Source organism: Paenibacillus sp. D9 (assembly GCF_001188365.1).
Classification (GTDB): domain Bacteria; phylum Bacillota; class Bacilli; order Paenibacillales; family Paenibacillaceae; genus Paenibacillus_O; species Paenibacillus_O humicus.
On sequence record NZ_JZEJ01000001.1, the window covers coordinates 1,817,370 to 1,839,363 of the forward strand.

A 21,994-nucleotide genomic window follows, 5' to 3' on the forward strand; every position below is an offset into this window, starting at 1 on the left:
TAATAGGGTGGAATTGGCTTTTGCAGGGGGATATTGGCTGGGGAAGAGAGTTGCGGAACTCAGATTCTCGATCGTATTCTCTCAAGTATAGGCGTCCATGATTCCGGCCAAAAAATTCCGATAGTCAGCCACATAGGATTCGGGCTCGATAATCCTCAAGTCCCGCCCGAAACCCGCTAAAAATTGAAACCCGATCTCGTCTTGAGGCACGCTGATCGTCGCCACCACCTGTTCGGGATTCGAGGCATCGATGCTTTTTCGGCCATACCTTTCCAGCAATTGATCTTGGATGCGGGGGGAAATCCGAGCTTTGACGGCAACGAGCCGAGCCTGATAGTCATTTCCCGCGACTGAATGATCCAGATCATTTCGAGGAATAAAGGATTGTTTCTCCGTATTCAAACGATCCGTTCTCGACAGTTTAAACGTTCGATACGCCTGCCGTTCTAAACAAAAGCCCTTCAAGTACCAGCTCATCTCGCTGAAATGAAGCTGGTAAGGCTCCACCGTTCTCTTTGTAGCGAGACCGTTTCGATCCATATAATCAAATGAAACCAGCCTGTTCTGCAGGATGGCCTGCTGGCAAATGTTCAAGATCGGTTGAATCTCCGACCGCCCTTCCCAATCGTAAAAGGACAGATGAATAAACCCTTTGGGAGACACCGGATTCACCATGGACTCAATCTTCTTTATCGTCATCTCCACTTCCTGATGGACCCGAATTTGCCCCAGTCCGCTCAGAGCGACCAACAGATTTTCCAAATCCTTGTGGCTCAAAAGGCGCTTGTCGAGCTTATATTCATTCATGATCCCATAACCGCCATTCACCCCATGAATGGAGTAAATCGGAATATTGGACAGGCCAAGCGTTTCCATATCGCGGAGAATCGTTCTTTTGGACACCTGAAACAGCTTGGCAAATTCGTTCGCTGAAACGACTTCCTTTTGCAGCAGGATCATGACGATGGCAATCAGCCGCTCTATCTTCCCCATTTTCCCCTCCTCGAATTCGAGCATCGTAGCTGTTCATATGAATTCAAAAACGTCTGTTTCATTTTAATCCCAACTTTTGTTTGGGCGCAGCACAAATAAGTGACAATATAGCTGTCACCTATTATACCTTATGCTGAGTGCATCAAAAGAAGGAGGAATCACCATGTCAGCTGTTGCGTATTTGAATTTTGATGGAAATGCAGGACAAGCGATCGACTTTTATGCCGAAGCGTTCCATGCGACCCAGGTCAAGAAAGTCCAGTTCAAGGATCTTCCCCAAGATCCCAACTACCCGTTGCCGTCAAATGAACAGGAAATGGTGATGGAGTCATCGATCGAGTTTGATGGCGGAAAAATCATGATGTCGGACCTTCTGCCTTCCATGAAGCCGGTAACGGGCGAGCTTGTACAAGGAAACCAGGTGCTGATCAGTCTCGTTATCGAGGATCAAGAAGCTTTGGCCGCATACTTCAACAACCTGTCTGTTGGAGGACAAATCATATTGCCTTTGTCCAGCCAGCCTTGGTCCGCTTGCTTCGGAATGCTGGTGGATCGATTCGGCATGGTCTGGAAGTTCAACAGCGACGCAGACAAGTTTCTTGATTCCGTAATTGCCCATAAAAAATAATAAAGGCGCGGTACCGTCTATGGACGGTTGCCGCGCTTTTTTTTGTTCAGAAAATCAAGGACAGGGAGGATGGGTAGGGAGGAATTAAGCCGATAGAGCGGTTCAGCTGAACGGGGCTATCGGCGAAAAATACGAAAGGAGCTGCCGCGGCGCATGGTTTTCAACCCTAACATGGAACTTTCAAGCCGCGGTCGGTCAAAATCCAACAGCAGTCACAAGCCTTCATTGATTTTAACTAGTATTTCCTTCAAGGTTTTCTTTTCCTCTGCGGTAAGGGTTTGAACGATTTGATCCTCGACGCTTTGAAAGGAAGCATTAAAGTCTTCGATCAATTCAACGGCTTTGGGCAAAACATATATATTTTTTTGCCGTTCATTATTGGCAGGTATCTTGCGCTCGATAAATCCTCTTTTCTCAAGGCCCTGAAGCATGCTTGTAATACTGGCTCCTCGCACGTGAAACCGATCTGCAAGGTCCTTTTGAATAATAGTTCTATCTTGGTTTTTGTAGATATAGTCGATTATTTTCCCCTGGTGCGCGTTTAAACCCAGCTCTTTGATGCTCTCGTCCGCTCTTTTCTTTAACTTAAGGCCGATAATCTGAAGCAAATCCAGATAAGGCGTTTCCTTGCGGGGTTTCATGATGGTACCCCCTCAAATTATTAGAAGGCTAATTGTCTATAAATAGACTATACAAAAAACGAGCAGACGCGTCAAACAACAGTTAGTTTATTGACAGTTAGCTTTCTAACTTTTATACTCCTAATTGTTACATTGCCATGCAGCTGTCAGGCCAAGGAGGAATAAGAATGAAGAATGCAGTTCAACACGTTCCGTCAGAAAAAGTGACTGCCATTACGAATGCGCGTATTTTCGATGGGGAAAGAGTAATCGAGTCAAGGAGCGTTGTCATCAAAGGAGAAACCATCCTTGCGGTGGGCGGCGACATTCCGGCGAATGCAACTATCATCGATGCCAACAATGCGACATTACTGCCCGGCTTAATTGATGCGCATGTCCACACTTCCATCGGCGGTTTGCGGGATGCCTTGAATTTCGGCGTGACGACAGAACTCGAGATGAACGGCGACTTTACGGAGAGAGGACGCGCAATCCAATTGAAAAATGCAGAGGACGTCGCCGATGTCCGTTCTGCAGGCACGGCGATAACCGCCCCGGGCGGCCATCCGGATGAATTGCTTCCGGATGGGGATGAGATCCCGGAATTCGTATTAAAGGAATTGGAGAAGCTTGCAAAGGAAGACCGGGAAGCTATGCTGGCCGCATACGCCCACGATCACGAAGAAGTTCCGCAAGTAACGACGGTGGAAGAAGCCATCAAACATGTGCATACACAAGTGGAGAATGGCGCCGACTATATCAAAATCATGATTGAAGAAGGCACCGTCATGGGTGCTCCTGGCCTGCCGGTTTTAAGCGACGAGATTCTACGTGCAGCCGTGGAAGAAGCCCATAAGTTCGGCAAAATCGTCATCGCCCACGTCTTGACTGCTCATTCTTCGCAAACCGCCATCGATCTTGGAGTCGACGGATTGGGCCACCTGTTTGTCGACAGGCCTGAATACACGTCGGAGTTAGTGCAATCCATCGTCGATTCCGGCGCGTTTGTTATACCGTGCTTGGTGTTGAACTCATCCATTCTCGGGAATTCAGCAACCGATTTGGCGAATGATCCGCGTGTTTATTCCAACTTAAGTCCGGAATGGATCGATATTCTGAACTCTAGCTTCCATACTTTCCCGCAAGGCAAAATGGAAAACAGCTTCAAAAACGTGATGGATCTTCACCATGCAGGAGTGGATATTCTTGTCGGTACGGATGTTGCCCCCGTTCCCGTTCCGAATCTTGGCGGCCTGGCTCATGGAGCCAGCGTGCATCATGAATTGCAGCTGCTCGTTACGGCTGGATTCACTCCGATAGAAGCGCTTCAGTCGGCTACCTCGAAACCGGCCCGTCGGTTCGGTCTTGAGGATCGCGGACGTATTATCGAAGGAGCGCGCGCTGACCTCGTCCTGGTCAATGGCGATCCGACAACCACTATCTCGGATACCCTGTCCATTCAAGCCGTATGGTTCAAAGGCGTACAGAAACGAAGTTGATCGTTGTTACTCCTGTTCTAACAAATTATATGTAGTCAAAAACGAACAACAGGGCCCTCCGCTTCGAAGAGGGCCCTGCTGTTCGTTTTTGTAATTCAACTGCCAGCCGATTGACGCCGTCTGAAAAGGCACGTTTAAAGACGTGGATGGACAATGGCGTCCATCCATCTTCACTTTCATATGGCCGTTTCATCTATAAAGCGAAGCCAAAAAAGGCGCCATGTTTCGGGTCTCGGCCACCCTCGGTCCCGTAAACAAGGAACGTGGAATTAATTGTCGGGATACATCCGCTCCGACTAACCTCATCACGGCTGGCAGCAAGCTGCCATCACTCGTTGGGAATTGTTGATGCATGAACTAGTCATGATTCAACTGCCTCCTGTGATTTTTTCTTGAATTGGCCTTTGTTTACTTACTTTGCTCCAATTCCTTCATTATCGACTCGCTTTCAATATCGACATTTGGCATCACATTATCGAGCCATTTAGGCAGGTACCAGGCGGACCTTCCAAGCAAAGCCATGATCGCAGGAGCTAAGGTCATCCGAATCAAGAATGCGTCCACCAAAACACCGAAAGTAAGTGCAAAGCCCATTACTTTAATCATCGGATCGTCAGCAAATATAAAGGCGCCAAATACAAAAATCATGATTAGTCCCGCTTCAGTCACGACTCGGCCGCTCAGTCCCATTCCTAGCTAGGATCACGATAGCTCCACCGAAAAGAGGAAGTGCAAATTGTCGCCAAATCATTGAGTGAACTTGAATAGACCCTTTAGTCTTGAATTGATTCATACTCAAATCTTTGCTGTGCCGGACTTCAATCTAGCCCGAAATCCCACTATTTTTCGCTGTCACTTATGATACGATACACCGCAATGTATCTAAGCACAAAGTACGGTTGACCATAACGTATACATCCGCATATAAAACAAAACCATTCCCAATTACGGAGTGGTTTCTTTAAAAAGTACTTCACTATGTTCGAACTTTTATTCTCAATCAAGTCAACTACGCATTTGTATCTAACATTGTTGGGATAGTGATTTCTTTTACGCAAGAAGCTTTAGAAAGGTTCATTACGCATTTAACCAAAGAAACCATATCTTGAAGAGGAATCTGTGTGCCGCCATATGTTGAGAGGACTTTTTCGACTCCATCCTCCAATGGAATTTGGGTTGCAATCTCACCAGGATTTATACAAGTTACACCGATTCCATATTTCTTTACATACTCTCTCATGGAATTTCCAATACCACGCAAACCAAACTTAGAAGCTGCAAATGAAACTTGTGTAAAATCGTTATGTTCAAGACCTGCCGTAGAACCAATCAAGAAAATTTTGGCGTTATCTGACTTTTTGAGATTCGGTAAAAGCTTCTGGATACAGGTAATCGCAGAAGTAACATTAATATTGATGATATTGGCAATCTCCGCTGGATCATCTTGCTCAAAATTATAGTCGTCTCGAAACCCTTTACTCTCCCATATCCCTACATTGTATATTAATACGTCTATAGCAATATCATTTAATGCACTCGTAATCAACTTGCTTGCATCAGGATTCGCTAAATCCGCCTCGATCCAATATTTCAGAATACCATCTTCAACGTTTAAACTGCTAGGGTAAGTTCTAGAAACCACCCAAACCTGATCGCCATGTTCGGGTAATCCCTTGACGAATGCCTCACCTAATCCTTTACTTGCTCCGAAGATAATGAAATTTTTCATGAGTTATCCTTTCGATACGATTTTTTTATAATTATATCTAGTAATCACCGCTCATGAGAACAGTGTCTCATTTAAATAATAATCACTATTTTTATATGGCTACTTATCCCGAATCAACGAAGCATCCAAATACTCTCTCCCCAAATAACCACTCAGAGGACAGGACGGTAACGAACTTATAACATTTTTCAACTCTGTTCCTTTCTCATGAGACCAAATTTCAAAAATCAAAGTCTTCTTTAGTTGATGGTACTCTGGGGAGTCCGTCACCCCCGTTAGAACCTCAAAAGCATAAATCTCATATCGCCAAACTTGCCTACAGATTGGTATCTACCTGTCTTCAAGCGGACGCAGTGCGTTTATTAGGTGATTTATTTCAGTTATGCTATATAATATTGTGGTTTAAAGCACGTCCCACATGCATTGGGAACTTCCCCTAAAACGATGTATCAGGTCTTTCGGCACTGTGGTACGACTCTCCGCGCTGTCCGTCTATCGTCCATATAAAGACAAAATACCAGCCGCTTTTTCAATTAAATGTTCTCTGATATGCGAAGGGCTCAAACATTCGCAGTGATTGGTAAATCTTAATAAGGAGTCATAACCTTGCTCATTATCTTCCAATAAAATTGTTGCAGTGTACCAGCCATCCGTATAAGAAACAATACAATCTTCACCATAATAATCTATCATCTTCTTTTTAATATTCTCATTAAATCTAATTTGAACGTTTATCCATGATGCTTCTTTGGAGAATGATGCATCCATCTCATCGATTTCAAAGTTGCTCGGGACAAATGTAGTCTCTGAAAGAGATATATTAGATATCCGGTAAACTCTAAATGTTCGAAACACCTGCTTTGTCCGACAAAAGCCTTGCAAGTACCAATGATTTCCCTTGTGAACAAGTCGATACGGCTCGACTTCACGGTTGGACGTCCTTCCCTGTGCGTTGCAATATTCAAAATGTACTATTTTCTGCTGATCCAAAGCTTTATGCACGCATTCTAGAAATTGCTCCAAACGAGCGTCTGCATACCACGGCGTCAGGTCAATGACGATTTGTTCCGTTTGTCTTTCAACCAACGATAATTGATTACGAGGCACCATACCTTTGACTTTGATAATGGCATTTTTGGATTGCTCATCTTTTAATACAGATTGAACGCCTGACAAGCCAATAAGCATCGTACGAATGTCCTTGTTTGTGAAAAGCTTTTTATCTACTTTATATTCTTCCAGAATACCGATGCCGCCCTGACGTCCAGGGTAGGTTATGATCGGAATACCCGCCTGATTGATAGCTTCAACATCGCGGTAAATCGTACGGGTAGTCACTTCCAAAATTGCGGCCAGCTCTTTAGCATCCACTTTTCTGCGTTGCATGAGAAGCATAATAATGGAGATTAATCGGTCGATCCTCATCCTTTCACCCCCTCTACCCTTTAAAACATGACATAATGTTGTCAAGTTTTCCATGTTACAATCAAATCCAATTCTGTCATTGGAGGTTGAGCCGAATGAACGAGAACCAAATGCTGCAACCTGAGAACCATACCATTACCCCCTGGGTCACTACAAAAAGCACAGAAAAATTGATTGCTTTTTTGGCTTCCGCATTTAATGCACAGGAACTTGGCCGGGTATACAATGCTGACGGAAGCATAGGTCATGCAGAGGTGCGCATCGGCGATTCAAAGATTCTAATGTTCGATTCTCCTGCCGAATGGCCGTCGTTTCCTTGCTTGATCCGTCTGTATGTGGGTGACAGCGATGAAATTTTTGCTCAGGCCATCAAGGCCGGCGCTACATCCATGACGAGAGTGATAACCCAGGCATGGGGGGAACGAGGCGGAAGAGTAGTTGATCCGTTCGGGAATATATGGTGGATAACATCCAAAATAGAGGACGTTAGTCCTGAAGAAATGATAGAGCGGTCAAAACAGCAAGAGTATATTGATGCTATGGAATATGCCCAGAAGAGCTTTAACTCATTTTTGACGGATGTGGAAAAGAGCTGAAAGACCCATTTTGGACTTTTTCAGGAGCAACTAATGAGTCGAATCCGAAGGCCACACTCGCCCGCTCCTTTGGGTGTCTAAGCGGTAATCGGAATATTTGCTCCGGAAAAATTCACGGCCAAGCTGCTCGGCGGCGGTAACCGGAGAACTTGGGTCATTCACCACCTCGCCGCGGCTGTTGCCGAAGCCTCGCACGACACCAACAAATTCGGAGTCTGTGTAGCGGGAATACTCCTGAATTTGATGGATAATGCCGAGCGAGGCGCCCGGATAAGTCTCCTCGGAAGCCAGCGCAAGGCCAATGCGCTTGCGGGACATCCTCTCCATAACATGGGCCGATTCCGAGTACGACGCTGCATAATAGCAGAATGTGCGATCGAAGAACGCTTTTGTCTGAGCCGATAAGCCGTACCAGTACACCGGGGAACAGAACACCACACCGTCGGCCGGTAGAAAGTCATCGAAAAACAGCGTCCGGTACTGGTCGGCAATAGCGCACTCGCTGTCCGGAAGACGACAGGTCCGGCAATCATGGAGAAAGCTTGAAATGTACGAGTCAATGAACCGCAACGATACCTGAGTCCTCACCTGCTCCGCCCCACGCTGAACAGCTGCTGCAAGCGCGGCAGAATTCCCTTTGCGTCGCGGGCTGCCAACGAGGATAAGCAGCTTTGGTGAATGGTTATTCAATTCTATTTCCCCTTTCCAATGCGGTTTTAGGTTCAACGCTTTTCTTATCCTCATTGTAATAATGAAATTGCAAATTGAATAATGATCGATATTGATATTTGTATCATTATTTCTGATATCCCTTTGGAGGAGAAACCGTGGAACTGATTGATCTCAAAGTATTTTTGAGCATTGCAGAAGAAGGCAGTATTTCGCGGGCAGCTGAACGATTGGAGTACGTGCAGTCGAATGTTACCGCGCGAATCCGTAAGCTGGAGTCTGAATTGGGGGTAGCGTTGTTCCACAGACATTCCAAAGGCGTCACACTATCTGAAAAGGGGATCGTATTACGCAAATATGCGCTAACGATTATGAATTTGTCCGAAGAAGCGGTTAAAGAGGTCCGGGAGACATCTTATCCAAGCGGCCCCTTAGCGATCGGCGTTGTAGAGACCGTTACATGCGGAAATTTTATGAACATCTTATCAGATTTTCAATTGCAATACCCGGATGTATCGCTTTCCCTAATAACTGGAACCTCATCGGAGCTTCTTGCAAAGGTACTAAACTATCAATTGGATGGCGCCTTCATCACTGGCGATATCAAGTCGCCTCAGTTGATTTGTGAATATACGATGCAGGAGCAGGTCAAGCTGCTGACCCAAAAAACAGATGAGGTTTACCCGGACCTGTCGAAGACGAAATGGGCTGTTTTTCCGAAGGGATGTCCATTCAGGGCTATTTTGGAGGAGTGGCTTGGCAGCAAAGGAACACCTCTGGTGAAGATGATTGAAATCAGCTCGTTGGAAACGCTGCTGAGTTGTGTGCGGTCCGGTCTTGCTGCTACGCTGCTGCCTCAATCCGTGCTGACTGGAGCCTACAAGTCGCTGGGTGCATTCACGCTTCCGGCAGCGTTCAGGTGTACGCAGACAAACCTGGTTCGCCGGAATGCTCCATTTTCCAGTAAAGCTTTGACAGCTTTCGTAGAAATGGTGAAGATCGCTGGCCTTGATTGAAATTTATTTATGCCAGGCCGTCTGTGTCGCTACTCTAAGTTCTGTCATTTCGCAAGGAAGGATAGGTAGTTCTCCTCTTTCAAACTCACCCGATACGGCCAGTTGAGGAAGAAATGCAATTCCGATGCCGGACATTGCGCATTGTTTTATTGCTTCAGCACTTGAAAATTCCAAATTCATATGTAATCTAACGATTCCTTCCCGAGCTAATGCCTGATCGAAAATCAATTCTGTTTTAGGAGGGACTTTATCATGGAATATGAAATTTTGGAGCTAGGCGATTATACCCTGCAGTCAGGTGCAGTGCTGAATAACGCTTTTCTCGCATACAAAACTTATGGGACTTTGAATGCTGAGAAGAACAATGTTATTTTGTATCCTACAGCTCTGGGCGATACCCATCGAAGCAATGAATGGTTGATCGGCGAAGGTATGGCACTGGATCCAAATAAATACTTTATTATGGTTCCAAATCTGTTAGGAAACGGCTTGTCTTCATCCCCTAGCAACATGGAAATACCGTCAGATAAGAACTCATTTCCTCTCATTACGATCTATGACAATGTGCGAATACAGCACCATCTCATGATGTACAAACTAGGGATTAAGAAGATTGCTCTGGTCACAGGCTGGTCATTAGGAGCTATGCAAGCCTTTGAATGGGGAGCCGCTTATCCCAATATGGTTCAACGGATAGCACCTTTTAACGGAACAGCCAAGACTTGGCCTCACACCTATGCCTTCTTTGAAGGTGTAAAGGCTCCACTGGAGACTGACGACACGAGCACAAGCTTACGAACCGTAGGACGTATTTACGCCGGATGGGGACTCTCGCATGCGTTCTATCGTAATAGCTGCTACAAGGAGCTAGGGTACGATTCATTAGATGAGTTTATTGCCGGTTTCTGGGAGCAAAACTTTCTTGCGCTTGACCCTTGCAACTTATTGGCAATGATTCGGACAGGGCAACATGCCGACATCAGCAATAATCCCTTGTACAAGGGTGATTTCAATCAGGCACTCCAAAGCATCAAGGCCCAAGCCTGCATTATGCCAGGAAAAACAGATCTCTATTTTACGCACGATGATAGCATGTACGAAGCCGATCATATGCCGAACGCATGCATACATCCAATAGACTCCATTTGGGGACATTTTGCTGGAAGGGGTATTCATCAGCCTGATATCTCTTTTATTAATGATGCACTAAATAATCTTCTGTCCAATTGAATTTCATAAATCAATAGCCTTGCTGGGCTTGAGGTTCAGAGAAGGTTGTACTCCCTATGTACAGTACTCGCCAGAAAGAGCTGTTTTTCTTGGAAGAACTATTTATTAGAAATGTCGCCTAAAGACATTTACGCTCTAGTGTTTGAAACTCTAGACACTACATCCTTCTTAAAAGTGGTGGCCAAAAAGAATTGAAAAGATACGGTAAATGTCTCAATTTGGTCATCAATCATCTTGTAATGAATGCGACATAACCGAATTAAGCTATCATAAGTATCCATTTCATCTTTAGGACGGTTTTGACCATGTCTAGGCCCATTCTTCTGTCCAGAAAGAATATGGCATTCCTCGCCGACAATGGACGAATCATCTTTCTCAGTCTCATCAATAATTAGTTCTAGCTTGCTTGCATATGGAACATCTATTTCCTGATCTACCCCATAATACTTTCTAGTCTTATCTGAGATCGACATGAAATTATCGATGACTTCCCATAAATATGAGTTCGACTGATGTCCTACACTTAAGAGCCGTTCATTATAACTATTATTTCGCCTCGTGTCCTTAATGGAACAAGCTGCTCGCGGTCAGTACAATCATACCGTTAAATTGGAAAACATGATCTTATTGGGTCGTACAAAAATCCCCCTACAGTCCATCTCTAGGGGGATAAGCTTCTTCCATCACTCCTACAATCAATCCTCTCCCCCTTTTTTGTCACTCAAACTTTTCGCCGTCACTTATGGTAGGGTTCACTACTCTTAATCTTAAACTGGACCCCGCGTAACTTAACTACTGAGTATTGAGCACTCTCGGTATGCTCGTTGTCATTCCATATAGCAACACTTCCGAGCAACCTAGGTTTATGTTTGTAAAGAAAAAAGCCCGCTTTTATGCGGACTTGAAATCATTATGGTGTTCCAACCGTGTGCATTTGCTGAGTGCAGCTATCTTAATCGTCCATATAGTTATTTCCGCAACAATATCCCGGCACCCAACCTAAAACCCGCTTCGCCCGCTCATTGCTGAACAGCGGCTCCCGCCCTGTCAGCTCCTTCTTAAACTCCTTCACCTCGGGATAATAATTCTTCACCAGCTCCGCCGTATCCAGCTCGCTCAGCGTATCATCCCCGGTTATATTCAGCACTTCCGCTCCCTGGATCCCCTCCGCCGTCAAGGCCAGAACACAAGCCGCGGCGGCGTCCCGTAGATCTACATAACTCCAAAGGATCTTCCGAAAAGCCTCCGGCCGCTTCATCGCCTCCCGCAAATGATCATGCTCCTGCGGAGCCGCGATCAGGGAGAATCGGAGGCTGACGACCTCCAGCCCGCTGCGGCGGCTGAACATCGCCGCCGTCTGCTCGTTCAGCGTCTTGGACAGGCCGTAGCCTTCCTGGGCCAGATGGGGATGATCCTCATCGACTGGCAGATAAGCCGGCGCAAAGGGCTTCTCCGCCCACGCGAAGCCATAGCAGGACGTGCTCGATCCCATGACAACTCGATTAATTCCAAGCAGCGAAGCAGCCTCCAAAATGTTGAAGCCCCCGATGACGTTGTTGGCGAAGATATGGTTATGCGGGAACCCGACCGGCGCCGGTATCGCTGCCAGATGGACGATGCCCTCCGCTCCGCGCAGGGCGCTCATCACCTGCCCCAAATCGTTCATGTCTACCTGAAGCTGCCTGCAAGGCAGCTTATCTGAAATGCGGCTATCCAGCGAAACGACGTCGAATTCGGCTTCCTTCAGCTGGCGCACGACCTCCGAGCCCAGCTTGCCGCTGCCTCCCGTTACCGCGACTGTTTTCATGTGGCGCCTCCTCTTCGCTTGTCCCCGCACTTCAGCCCGATCTGTACAGCTGCTCAAAAAAACATCGTGTAGAGCGGGTCTGCCTGGCTGACGTTCTTCACCGTACTTGAATGCTCCTACTCCAAGAAACAGCCGCCATCAAGGCCGTACCAGCGTCCCATCCGCCTTGCGGTCCAGCGCATACGGATGATGGTACTTCGAGCTGTCCCAGCCTTTGCGCAGCAGGCCCGCAGCTTGGACTTCATCCAGCTCCAGTCCGAGTCCCGGCTTGTCGTTCGGATACAGGTAGCCGCCTTTTCGCTCGATCAATCCCGGAAAAGCTTCCCGCTCCTCCGGCCGGAAATGGTTCACCTCCTGAATGCCGAAGTTCCACAGCGCCATGTCCAGATGGACCGCCGCCGCCTGGTTGACGGGATCGTTCTCCCCGCCCTCCTGCCAGGCGGTGCGGACGCCAAACGCCTCTGCGACGGCGGCGATTTTGCGGCAGGCGCTGATGCCGCCCGCCTTGGACAGGCGGACGCGGATGAAGTCGATCAGCCGCTCGGAGATCAGGGGCAGCCACTCCTGCACGTTGGTGAACTGCTCGCCTACCGCTTGGGGCGTGGAGCAGGAAGCCCGCAGATGGCGGTACCAGCCAAGCTGTTCAGGCGGAAGCGCGTCCTCCAGGAAAAACAATCGATAAGGATCCAGATTCCGCGCCAGCTGGATCGCCTGGACCGGAGACAGATGCTCATGCACGTCATGCGTGAACTGCGCATCCGGCCCGAACTCCAGCCGCAGCCCCTCGAACATCCGGGGTATGGCGGACACATAGGCCTGCTCGTCGAAAACCTGATTCCTCGACCATGCATTCTCTGGCAGCCGAGCACGCGAGGCGTCGATGAAGCCGCCGCCCCCGTAGCCGCCCATCTGCACGCGGATAACGGTGTAGCCCTCCTCGATGAAGCGATGCACGTCTTCCTTGAGCTCGGCTAGATCTCGCCCGCCCGCATGCCCGTAGCAAGGCACGGCCGCACGGGCCGCTCCTCCGAGCAGCTGGTACACCGGCAAGCCCGCTTCCTTTCCTTTGATGTCCCACAGCGCCATGTCGATGCCGCCGACGGCCGTCTGCAGGATGCCGCCGCTGCGCCAGTAGGCGCTGAGGCTCATCACATTCCACAGATCCTCGATGTTGGCGGCGTCCTTGCCGATCAGCAGCGGCTTCAGCAGCTGCTCGATCACCTGCACGACCGCCTCCGGGTTGTACAGATCCGAGGCGGAGCCAAGCCCGTACAGCCCGTCCTGGTCGGTGACGACCTTCACGATCGTCCAGCAGCCGTTCTCTCTCGTGCGGATGCACTGGATATCCCTGATCCTGGCCATTGCGATCCCTCCTTACGGACGGCGAATGCCGACCGTGACGATCTTGGCCGGTCCGACAGCCTGGATGAACTCCCCTTGGGAGCTTGCCAGAGCCGCGCCGACTTCTTCCATGATTGTGCTCTCATACATCGGGTTGTCCACGTCATCCATGATCGAGCTTTCATTGAAAGGAATATCCGCAGCACATGCGGTCGCATCGTGATTACGGCAACCCGACGGGCCCGTACCATCCATACTCATTCCCTCGGACAAATCCGCTCCCTCAAGGAGTATGGACTTGACCTTAAGAGCGGTCTCTTCCCCCTTTACGTTGAACACGCGCAGGAACAGGTCGTCGCTGTCCTCGCCCGCCTTGAGCGCGCTGAACGCGAGGCCTTCGCCATGCCAAGCGACCATCTCCCGCGAAGCCGGGAGGGCTCCGCCATGCTCGCCGGTCTGGACCGCCGTCCACGGCACCGGGAACTGGTACGCCTCGACGAAGGCTCCCGACTCCGCAACATCGCCGTCATGGACGATGAGCTTCATTTCCAGCGTGTGCACGCCCAGGCATTGAGCTTCCGGTGTCGGGAAGACGCCCCAATCGCCGAGCTCCCGCGTGCCGCGCAGCAGCGTCACGGCGAGCGTCGAGCCTTCCTCCAGCGCCTCATACTCGTTCAGGCCGATGTTGGCGACGGTCAGTCCGGCCGAGCCGTCGCTGATGCTGACGAACGCGTTCTGATGCTGGGCGTTGCTCGGATTGGTCCAGGCCGACTCCGGCTTGATCGGACGGCGGGCCAGCTCGTAGATGGAATCCGCCGTCACGGCGTCCGCCGCAAGTCCCGTCGGGAACAGCATGCGGATCCGATGGTCGCGGACCGTGTTGTCGACCGTGCTGGAGATCGCGACCGAGCGCGAACCCCGCTCCAGCGCCAGTCTCGTGACGATCTTCACCTCAGCCGTTTCCTCTACGCGCCGGGACTTGCGGCAGCGGAACGGAACCATGGACGCGACCTCGCGGTCCAGCGTCTCGTCCGCTCCGGCCGGCAGCTGCCAGCGGTGGACGATTTCCAGAACGGCCCGCACAGCCGTATGCTCCGCAACACGAACCTCCGCCTGAAGTTCCCGGGTCGTCAGCGGCTGCTCGCCGTCCGGCTGCCGGTACATGTACTCGTTGCCGATGTCGCCCGTATCCTCGTAAACGCCGAGACCGGCATAAACGCGGCCGTTCCCTTTATCCGTCAGCGTAAAGGAGCCGTCCTCGGCAACCTTGATACGAACCTGCCCATTTTCAATGACGCGTCCCGATGCAGCCAAGCCGCCGCTGTCATGCAAAGCCACCGTCCCTTCCCCGGAAGGCACAACCGCATACGTCCGATACCCGATGCCCGGCAGCGGCTCGGCATGCAGCTCGGCCTCGACGCGGAACGCCCAGTACGGCTGGCGGAAGCGGTCCCCCGGCAGGTCGTAGCCGAATTCCAGGCCGACCTTGCGCAGCTCGGCCGGAACCTGCCTCCCCGCCTCATCGACGACGATCCAATCGTCGAGACTCAACGACTCGAACGCCGGCTCCAGCTCGCCGTACCGCTCATGCGGCTGACGATGGTCGAAATAAAACCGCTCCAGGTCGACCGCCGCCTTCACTACGCCTCCCCGGGCATGGCCCGACGTGTTGAACACGACGAACGGACGCGAACCTTCGCGGAAGCCGGACGTGTCCACCTGTGCAGCCAGCCACTCCGCGCTGCGCCGCGCGACGGCCTCCGCGACCTGCCCCGCCTTGGCGAAGCGGGTCATCATCTCGCGATGGACCTCGTCCACGCTGCAGCCGCAGATGCTGTCATGCGGATGGTTCTGCAGCAGCGTTTTCCAGGCGTACAGCAGCTCTTCCCGCGGATAGGCGGCGCCTGCGAGCATCGCCATCGCCGACAGCGGCTCCGCCACCTTCTCCAGCAGCGTCTGCACACGCGCGTTGGCCTGCTTGATGTACACCCTCGCCGAGGCGGTGTTCACGAGCGTGATCCAGCCGTCCGTGAACTGGCTGCGCAGCTCGCCCTTGACGATATCGAGATCCCGGGGCAGCTCCGCCTCCAGCGCCGCGACGTACTGAGGGAAGCTCGACTGCCGGAACTCGACGTCCGGCCTGACCTCGGCGGCGGTGCGCAGCGCCTCGGACAGATCCTTCTGCAGCGGCTGGTGGTCGCAGCCGTTCATGAACAGCAGCTGATCCGTCGAGGCGAACGCCTCGGCATCCGCCAGCTTGCGCTCCCAATATTCCCGCGCCGCCTCCGGCTCCGCTGGAATCTCCACGCCGTTGTTGTACCAGCCGGCGAACAGGATCGCCAGCACCCGCGTGCCGTCCGGCGATTCCCAGTACATCTCGGAGAACCGCGACGTATGCTCGCCGCCCTCCTGCACCTCATTGTTGAAGCCGACCGGCTTGACTCCGCGTCCGTACACGGCCGTCTTGATGCCCGCCTGCGCGATCAGCTGTGGAGCCTGCCCCATATTGCCGAAGGAATCGGGGAAATACCCGATCTCGGCGACGCCGCCGAACTTCTCCGAGGCCTTGATCCCGATGAGCAGGTTGCGGGCGTTGGCCTCGCTGCTCACGAGGAACTCATCCTGGAGAATATACCACGGGCCGACGACAAGCCTGCCCTGCTGGACGAGCTGCCGCACCTCCGCCTCGCGCTCTGGCTTCACAGCCAGGTAGTCCTCCAATACGATGTACTGCCCGTCGAGATGGAAGCTGCTGAAGTCCGGATCGTCGCGGAACGTCTCGATCAGATCGTCCATCAGCTGCACGAGCTGCAGCCGGTGCGTCTCGAACGGGAGATACCACTCCCGGTCCCAATGCGAATGCGCGATGACATGCGCTGTTTTCGTCTTCATTTCGCCGATCATCCTATCTCTGTATATTCGCTGGCTTAGATCCGCTTACATCTTGACCGAACCGACCGTCATGCCCTTCACGTACATTTTCTGCATGAACGGGAACGCCATCAGAATCGGAATGACGGTGATCAGCGCGCCGGCCATGAGCTCGTTCCACTTCTTGAACGACGAGGAGTCCAGGTACATGAGCCCCATCGGAAGCGTAAACATGCTTTGCTTGTCGACGATGATCATCGGCCAGAGGATGTTGTTCCAGCTGCCGATGAAGTTCAGGATCGCGATCGTGCCGATCGCCGGAAGGGCGAGCGGCAGGTAGATGCGCCAGTAGATCTTGAAGCTGCCGCAGCCGTCGAGCACGGCGCTCTCGTACAGCTCATGCGAGATCGTCCGGAAATAGCTCGTGAACAGGAAAATCGCGAAAGGCGCCGCCCCGTTGATCATGGGGAGGATCATGCCGATGTACGAGTTTTGCAGGCCGAGGTTCGTCATGTTGATATAGAGCGGAATCAGCGTCGTCACGCCCGGCACGAGCAGCAGCGCGATGAACGTGTAATAGAAGATTTTTTTGCCCTTGTACCGGAACTTCGCGAACGAATACCCCATCATCGTGTAGATGACGACGACGCCGAGGATGACGAAGAGGCTGACGACGACGCTGTTGACGAAGAACTGGTAGAAGTTCAGCTTGCTCCACACCTCCCCGAAGTTGGACCAAAGAGGCGCGGCCTTGGGGAAGGGAGACTGCGGATTCGCGAGCGAGTCCTGGGTCGTCTTGAGAGACGTCCCGATCATCCATAGAAACGGGTACACGCAGGTGACGCCGTAGATGACGAGTAGGATATGCTTCAAGTATTTGACCATGCGGGTCCCCTCCTATATGTCCGCCTGGAAGGAGCGGATGCTGAAGATGGCGATGACTCCCGTTACGAGGAAGGAGACCCATCCGATCGCGCTTGCCAGGCCGTAGTCGTTGTCGAGGAACGCGGTGCGGTACACGAGAGTTCCGATGACCTCCGAGCTGCCGCCCGGTCCCCCGCCGGTCATGATGAATACGTTCTCGAACGTCTGAAAAGCCCCGTTGATCATCTGGATGACCGCGATCAGCGTGATCGGCTTGAGCAGCGGCCATGTAATCTTGCGGATGAGGGTCGTCTTGCTCGCCCCGTCCACGCTGGCCGCCTCGTAGAGGGTCGGGTCGATGGATGTAAGTCCCGCGTAATACAGGATGAGCGTGCCCGGAAGGCCGCCCCAGATCGTCGTCAGGATGATGCCCATGAGCGAGGTCGACGAGCTGCCGAGCATGCCTCCGGGAATGACGAGGAAGTCCAGGCCGATCCATTGGAACAGCGCATTGAGCGCGCCGGCGGGCTCGAACAGCCCTTTCCAGACGTAGAAAATCGCGACACCGGACGCAATCATGGGCAAGAAATAGACGGTGCGGTACATCGCGGCCATCTTCGTGTTCTGCAAGGTGAACGCCAGCACGAGCGCCGCCGGCACGACGATGACCACCTGGAAGACGGCGATCAGCGCGTTGTGCAGCAGCGCCTTGTAGAAGTTCTGCGTGACGATCGGGTCGTCGCCGAGCAGGAACTGGCGGAAGTTCGCCAGCCCCTCGAAGCGCGCCGTCGAGAAGTCGATGCCCGACCAGTTGTAGAAGCTGAGCAGGATGGAGAAGCCGACCGAATACACCCCGACGCCGAGAAACAGCAGCACGCCGGGCAGCAGGAACAGATACGGCACCCATTTGTTTTTTGTCGTTACCATCTCAAAAATCACCTTCAGGCTCTTGGAGTAACGGCCGGCCGGCGCTGGATGCGCCGGCCGGCCGGATGGATCGGGACTTAGTTGCCGCTTGCCTCAAGCTTCGCCATCGTGTCGTCGAATTTCCCCGCCGCCTGCTCCGCCGTCAGCTTCTTCTCGATGACCGACTGCAGCGCCTGGGCGTACACTTCCCATTCCTTATGCTTGCCGCGCAGGGAATTGATGGCCGGCGAAGCTTCGGAATACGGTCCAGGCTCCTTGGCGAAAGTGTCGGAGATGGACTTCAGGTTCGGATCGAGATTCTTGGCATGGTCGCCGAGATTTACGGCCGGCACGGTGTAGGCGCCGTTCGCGAAGGCGACGGCCGCTTCGGGATCGGTCGTCATGAAGGTGATGAAATCAAGCGCCGCTTCTCGGTTTTTGGAATCCTTATTGACGGACAGCTGCGTCAGGGTGAACGGATCGGTCGTCCAGGCCTGGATTTTGGAGCCTTCCAGCGGCGGCACCGGGAACGTGATGATATCCTCCGGCTTCATGCCCATCGCGAGCAGCGTCGACATCGTGAAGGAGCCGCCGAGGTCGAACGCCGCCTTGCCCGCCGCGAACGCCTGGTCGGCGCCGTCGATGTCGGTCGACAGGACGCCCGGCATGAGCAGTTCCTTGCCCGCCAGCGTCTCCATCGCCTTGACGACCGGCAGGTTGGCGGGATCGCTCATCTTGGCCTTGCGCTCCAGCAGATCGATGTAGCCCTGCGGTCCGCCATGCATGATGGAAAGCGCGGAGCCGGCCCAGTTCTCCCACAGATCCGGAATTTTCGCGCCGAACACGAGGCCCGGCGTTCCGCTTTTCGCCTTGACGGCTTCCATCATGGAGACGAATTCCTCCCAGGTTTTCGGCGCTTCCGCCTTCAGCCCGGCTTCCTCCAGCAGCTTCTTGTTGCCGTAGAAGGTGAAGAAGCCTCCGATGTCGAGCGGCAGGCCGTAGAACTCGCCGACCTTCAGTCCTTTCTGGACGGTCGTGGCGTTTTTATCCGTCTTCCAGGAGTCCACCTGGCTCTGCGTGATGCGGATCGGGTCCATTGCGGTGCCGACGTATTTGCCGAGCACGTCGTCCTTGATTTCGCCGGACAGCTCCAGCACGGAGCCTTCGATGGAATCGCCCGCGGTCGCCCACCAGTTGATGACATCCGGCAGGTTTTTGGAGTTGGCCGCCGCCTGGAACTTCTGGCGGTACGTGTCGTCCGGAGTGAAGGTGTCGATCTTGACCTTGACGCCCGTCTTCTGCTCGTACAGCTTGGCCGCCGCCTCGAAGCCCGGCGTGTACGCCACCTTCCAGGTCCACATCGTCAGCTCCTTGCCGGAGCCCGCAGCGTTATCGTCGCCTCCGCCGCCCGAGCAAGCGCTCAGCAGGAGAGCGGATGCCGTCATCGTCGATAGGATACAACCTGCTTTTCTGTTCATGGCCAACCACCTTTTCTGTATTTAGCTTGGAGTCGTTCCTGCGGCGGCTGCCCGCCTCGCCTATTCATCGTAGCGCAGGAGACAGGAAAGCATACAGGAGGCGGAATTGGCTTTTGCAGGCCGATCTTGGCTTTGTCTCGGGAAGCTGCGGTTCAACCTTGCGCGGACGCGGATTTGAGCCGGTTCATGCGATGCCTCAGCTTGCCCAGCGATTATTTCCGGGTGGGAGAAAATAGGAATCCGTAGGAGTCCACGCGAAAAAGCCTCTACAGGACGATAGCGTCCCATAGAGGCTTGTGTTGCTTAGCGGTGGCTCGTCGGATGGGTCGCCGTAACCGGCAGCTCTCCCTTGAACATGCGGTTGATGTCCCCCGCGAGCCTCAGGTAGAAGTCCGACGATACCGACACGCCGTCGGCGTCCAGCGTCAGGAAGTATTGATTCGTCGGAATCATGGAGCTGTTCTCGGCGATCTTGGCGATGGCCGTTCCTTCGTCGTACTCGTCGAACATCGCGACGTAGCCGGTGTTGATGCCGACCGTCTTCATGTCGTAAGCCTGCCTCCACATGAAATCGCCGTGCATGCGCGGATTCTCGTTGCGCGGGCCGCCGGTCATGTTGGACCAGGCCGAGCCCGGCCAGATGACGGGCTGGTAGGCGATATTGTTCTGCTGCGTGAACGTGTAGTCCGGCTGCCAGACGTTGGTCTTCCAGCTGTCTGCGTCGTTCATGTCGTGAAAGCGGCCGACGAACCACGGGGAGATCATGTCCAGCGACTTGTACACGTCGAGGAACCCGGCCTTGGAGTCGTTGACGCCGGTGCGCCAGTAGGCCGGCACGCCGCCGATGACATAGACGCCCTGCTGCTTGAACCAGCTGATCAGCCCCGCCGACTCGGCGGCCGTGCCGGGACGGTCGGTGAAGCCGATGCCCCAGATGCAGACGACCGTTTTGCCGTTCTGCTTGGCGTAGGCGCTGGACGAGGGAAGTCCCATCGCGTTGACGACGTTGGCCGTCCAGTCATGCTTGACGGCATTGACCCAGTTGGAGGCGTTCATGCCGGTAATGTCGTACATGACGTAGAACTTGCGGTTGTTCGCCTCCGCCGCGTTCTTGACCTTGACGGCGACGCTGTCGCGGTTCGTCTTCCAGTTGTTCGGCGTGTCGCTCTCGTCCGCCCCGAACCGCTGGAGGGCCGCTCCGTCGATGTTGTACGTCTTCATCCATTCGAAATGCTTGCTCACCGTCTCCTGGTCATACGAGGAGAACAGCTTGGCCGAGGATCCGTTGCCAAAATTGCCGAGTCCGGTCTGGTAGGACTTCGTATATTCCCTCATGTCGGGATACAGCTCGAAGTTGACGTTGCCGGTCGCGGCAGGCGCGCTGCTGTTTTTGGACCAGTGCACCCAGCCTCCGTTCGGAGAGCCGTCGCCTGCGGCATTGAACCAGCCCTGGTAGCCCGCGAACAGCTTGCCGACGACGTCTCCGCCGCTTGGCGCCGAAGCCGCATTGAACTTGAACCAGAGAATGTTGAACAGGTTGCCGGCGCCTCCGGTAAACTTCAGGTAAAGCGTATGGACGCCGCTTGCTCCGGAGACGGAGCAGGACTTGGTCTGCCAGTTCTGCCAGCCGCCCGTTCCCGGGACGGCGCAGGTTCCGATCAGCGTGCCGGACACGCTGTCCAGGCGCGCCTCGATGCTGCCGCCGCTGTTGTTGCTGGCGACGCGGACATCGAGCGACGACGCTCCGCTGCCGAAGTCGACTCCGTTGAAGGCGATATAGTCGCCGTTGTCGATGAAGGCGACGTTCTGGCCGCCCTCGCTGGAGGCTTCAAGCTGGATGCCGGACTGGCTGCTGTAGCCGGAGGCGGCTGTCTGGGCGAACGCGGAGGCGGCCGAGGCTTGGCTGGCGGACAGGGACATCCCGGTTGCCAGCATGGCGACGGCGACGAGCAGAGAGAGCAGGCGGCGGCGGTTGAAGAGACGGGATTTGTTCATAAGTTCCTCCTTTGATCTCGATCGAATGCTGGATGGCGGCGACGTCTGGCGGCGACCGCTGTTGCAGGCTGCCGTTGAATCGGCAGTCTTCCCCACCTCCTCGACTTCGCATCAGCAAGCGCTTTCATAAATCGGCGGGCTTGCTTTCTCCAGTTTAGCGATGGAATCCCTTTCCATCTATAGGGCGGATTTATCTTTCTCAGGGCAAATCGATACGGTTTGACCCCTCTTTCGGCTCGTACAATGAAAACGCTCTATTGTGAGGAGGACCGAGTCGTGATAAACTTTGTAAACACGCGTTCATATCCTTGCATGCTGAGCGCGGGA

19 protein-coding genes and 1 pseudogene are annotated in these 21,994 nt (G+C 53.1%); 5 read left to right on the top strand and 15 right to left on the bottom strand.

Going from position 1 to position 21,994, the window contains the following annotated elements:
* Positions 1-81 precede the first annotated feature (81 nt).
* Positions 82-993 carry a helix-turn-helix transcriptional regulator gene (locus VE23_RS08385; RefSeq protein WP_048747445.1) on the bottom strand — a complete coding sequence of 304 codons (912 nt, stop codon included), beginning with the start codon at positions 991-993 and terminating at the stop codon, positions 82-84.
* Between the two features lie 163 nt (positions 994-1,156).
* Between VE23_RS08385 and VE23_RS08390 the strand changes: the two genes are divergently transcribed.
* On the top strand, positions 1,157-1,621 hold the full coding sequence (locus tag VE23_RS08390; protein ID WP_049867750.1) for a VOC family protein: 465 nt from the start codon (positions 1,157-1,159) through the stop codon (positions 1,619-1,621).
* A gap of 212 nt (positions 1,622-1,833) precedes the next feature.
* Here VE23_RS08390 and VE23_RS08395 read toward each other — a convergent pair whose 3' ends face one another.
* A complete protein-coding gene (locus VE23_RS08395; protein WP_049867751.1) occupies positions 1,834-2,262 on the bottom strand; it encodes a MarR family winged helix-turn-helix transcriptional regulator in 429 nt (142 codons plus the stop codon).
* Positions 2,263-2,429: 167 nt separating this feature from the next.
* On the opposite strand from VE23_RS08395, the gene VE23_RS08400 reads away from it, so the two are divergent.
* A complete protein-coding gene (locus VE23_RS08400; RefSeq protein ID WP_049867752.1) occupies positions 2,430-3,740 on the top strand; it encodes an amidohydrolase family protein in 1,311 nt (436 codons plus the stop codon).
* Positions 3,741-4,148: 408 nt separating this feature from the next.
* Here VE23_RS08400 and VE23_RS08405 read toward each other — a convergent pair.
* The 3 genes and pseudogenes from VE23_RS08405 to VE23_RS08415 all read right to left on the bottom strand — a co-directional run.
* Positions 4,149-4,433: pseudogene (locus tag VE23_RS08405) on the bottom strand (MMPL family transporter); the annotation flags it as partial.
* Positions 4,434-4,749: 316 nt separating this feature from the next.
* Positions 4,750-5,469 carry an SDR family NAD(P)-dependent oxidoreductase gene (locus tag VE23_RS08410; protein ID WP_021878020.1) on the bottom strand — a complete coding sequence of 240 codons (720 nt, stop codon included), beginning with the start codon at positions 5,467-5,469 and terminating at the stop codon, positions 4,750-4,752.
* Between the two features lie 492 nt (positions 5,470-5,961).
* Entirely contained in the window at positions 5,962-6,894 is a 933-nt protein-coding gene (locus VE23_RS08415; protein WP_049867754.1) for a helix-turn-helix transcriptional regulator, read from the bottom strand.
* Positions 6,895-6,989: 95 nt separating this feature from the next.
* Between VE23_RS08415 and VE23_RS08420 the strand changes: the two genes are divergently transcribed.
* The gene (locus tag VE23_RS08420) at positions 6,990-7,490 is read left to right on the top strand and encodes a VOC family protein (protein ID WP_048747455.1); all 501 of its coding nucleotides are present in this window, start codon (positions 6,990-6,992) and stop codon (positions 7,488-7,490) included.
* Between the two features lie 30 nt (positions 7,491-7,520).
* On the opposite strand, the gene VE23_RS08425 is transcribed toward VE23_RS08420, so the two are convergent.
* On the bottom strand, positions 7,521-8,216 hold the full coding sequence (locus tag VE23_RS08425) for a flavodoxin family protein (RefSeq protein WP_232313131.1): 696 nt from the start codon (positions 8,214-8,216) through the stop codon (positions 7,521-7,523).
* 101 nt (positions 8,217-8,317) lie between these two features.
* Between VE23_RS08425 and VE23_RS08430 the strand changes: the two genes are divergently transcribed.
* Entirely contained in the window at positions 8,318-9,175 is an 858-nt protein-coding gene (locus tag VE23_RS08430; RefSeq protein ID WP_021878024.1) for a LysR family transcriptional regulator, read from the top strand.
* Between the two features lie 3 nt (positions 9,176-9,178).
* Here VE23_RS08430 and VE23_RS27835 read toward each other — a convergent pair whose 3' ends face one another.
* Positions 9,179-9,403, bottom strand: coding sequence for a LysR substrate-binding domain-containing protein (locus VE23_RS27835; protein ID WP_198156147.1), 225 nt, complete (start codon positions 9,401-9,403; stop codon positions 9,179-9,181).
* 24 nt (positions 9,404-9,427) lie between these two features.
* On the opposite strand from VE23_RS27835, the gene VE23_RS08435 reads away from it, so the two are divergent.
* Positions 9,428-10,405, top strand: a complete 978-nt coding sequence (locus VE23_RS08435; protein ID WP_048747459.1) for an alpha/beta fold hydrolase — start codon at positions 9,428-9,430, stop codon at positions 10,403-10,405.
* 128 nt (positions 10,406-10,533) lie between these two features.
* Here the strand turns inward: VE23_RS08435 and VE23_RS08440 are convergent, their stop codons facing one another.
* The 8 genes from VE23_RS08440 to VE23_RS08475 all read right to left on the bottom strand — a co-directional run bounded on the left by VE23_RS08440 (position 10,534) and on the right by VE23_RS08475 (position 21,667).
* Entirely contained in the window at positions 10,534-10,878 is a 345-nt protein-coding gene (locus VE23_RS08440) for a hypothetical protein (protein WP_049867755.1), read from the bottom strand.
* A 479-nt stretch (positions 10,879-11,357) separates the two neighbouring features.
* Complete coding sequence (locus VE23_RS08445; protein WP_049867756.1) at positions 11,358-12,212, bottom strand: NAD-dependent epimerase/dehydratase family protein; 855 nt, start codon at positions 12,210-12,212, stop codon at positions 11,358-11,360.
* A gap of 138 nt (positions 12,213-12,350) precedes the next feature.
* Positions 12,351-13,574 carry an enolase C-terminal domain-like protein gene (locus tag VE23_RS08450; RefSeq protein ID WP_048747464.1) on the bottom strand — a complete coding sequence of 408 codons (1,224 nt, stop codon included), beginning with the start codon at positions 13,572-13,574 and terminating at the stop codon, positions 12,351-12,353.
* A gap of 12 nt (positions 13,575-13,586) precedes the next feature.
* Complete coding sequence (locus VE23_RS08455; RefSeq protein WP_049867757.1) at positions 13,587-16,445, bottom strand: alpha-mannosidase; 2,859 nt, start codon at positions 16,443-16,445, stop codon at positions 13,587-13,589.
* 45 nt (positions 16,446-16,490) lie between these two features.
* Positions 16,491-17,309, bottom strand: a complete 819-nt coding sequence (locus tag VE23_RS08460) for a carbohydrate ABC transporter permease (RefSeq protein ID WP_021878031.1) — start codon at positions 17,307-17,309, stop codon at positions 16,491-16,493.
* 12 nt (positions 17,310-17,321) lie between these two features.
* Entirely contained in the window at positions 17,322-18,215 is an 894-nt protein-coding gene (locus tag VE23_RS08465) for a carbohydrate ABC transporter permease (RefSeq protein WP_049867758.1), read from the bottom strand.
* A 77-nt stretch (positions 18,216-18,292) separates the two neighbouring features.
* Positions 18,293-19,672 carry an ABC transporter substrate-binding protein gene (locus VE23_RS08470; RefSeq protein ID WP_084781359.1) on the bottom strand — a complete coding sequence of 460 codons (1,380 nt, stop codon included), beginning with the start codon at positions 19,670-19,672 and terminating at the stop codon, positions 18,293-18,295.
* A gap of 303 nt (positions 19,673-19,975) precedes the next feature.
* Positions 19,976-21,667, bottom strand: coding sequence for a carbohydrate-binding protein (locus VE23_RS08475; RefSeq protein ID WP_083436501.1), 1,692 nt, complete (start codon positions 21,665-21,667; stop codon positions 19,976-19,978).
* Positions 21,668-21,994: the final 327 nt, after the last annotated feature.

Excerpts from the sequence above, each read along its gene's own strand:
- VE23_RS08385 (WP_048747445.1), bottom strand. The coding sequence starts at position 993 with ATGGGGAAGATAGAGCGGCTGATTGCCATCGTCATGATCCTGCTGCAA.
- VE23_RS08390 (WP_049867750.1), top strand. The coding sequence starts at position 1,157 with ATGTCAGCTGTTGCGTATTTGAATTTTGATGGAAATGCAGGACAAGCG.
- VE23_RS08395 (WP_049867751.1), bottom strand. The coding sequence starts at position 2,262 with ATGAAACCCCGCAAGGAAACGCCTTATCTGGATTTGCTTCAGATTATC.
- VE23_RS08400 (WP_049867752.1), top strand. The coding sequence starts at position 2,430 with ATGAAGAATGCAGTTCAACACGTTCCGTCAGAAAAAGTGACTGCCATT.
- VE23_RS08410 (WP_021878020.1), bottom strand. The coding sequence starts at position 5,469 with ATGAAAAATTTCATTATCTTCGGAGCAAGTAAAGGATTAGGTGAGGCA.
- VE23_RS08415 (WP_049867754.1), bottom strand. The coding sequence starts at position 6,894 with ATGAGGATCGACCGATTAATCTCCATTATTATGCTTCTCATGCAACGC.
- VE23_RS08420 (WP_048747455.1), top strand. The coding sequence starts at position 6,990 with ATGAACGAGAACCAAATGCTGCAACCTGAGAACCATACCATTACCCCC.
- VE23_RS08435 (WP_048747459.1), top strand. The coding sequence starts at position 9,428 with ATGGAATATGAAATTTTGGAGCTAGGCGATTATACCCTGCAGTCAGGT.
- VE23_RS08440 (WP_049867755.1), bottom strand. The coding sequence starts at position 10,878 with ATGTCGATCTCAGATAAGACTAGAAAGTATTATGGGGTAGATCAGGAA.
- VE23_RS08445 (WP_049867756.1), bottom strand. The coding sequence starts at position 12,212 with ATGAAAACAGTCGCGGTAACGGGAGGCAGCGGCAAGCTGGGCTCGGAG.
- VE23_RS08450 (WP_048747464.1), bottom strand. The coding sequence starts at position 13,574 with ATGGCCAGGATCAGGGATATCCAGTGCATCCGCACGAGAGAGAACGGC.
- VE23_RS08455 (WP_049867757.1), bottom strand. The coding sequence starts at position 16,445 with ATGAAGACGAAAACAGCGCATGTCATCGCGCATTCGCATTGGGACCGG.
- VE23_RS08460 (WP_021878031.1), bottom strand. The coding sequence starts at position 17,309 with ATGGTCAAATACTTGAAGCATATCCTACTCGTCATCTACGGCGTCACC.
- VE23_RS08465 (WP_049867758.1), bottom strand. The coding sequence starts at position 18,215 with ATGGTAACGACAAAAAACAAATGGGTGCCGTATCTGTTCCTGCTGCCC.
- VE23_RS08470 (WP_084781359.1), bottom strand. The coding sequence starts at position 19,672 with ATGAACAGAAAAGCAGGTTGTATCCTATCGACGATGACGGCATCCGCT.
- VE23_RS08475 (WP_083436501.1), bottom strand. The coding sequence starts at position 21,667 with ATGAACAAATCCCGTCTCTTCAACCGCCGCCGCCTGCTCTCTCTGCTC.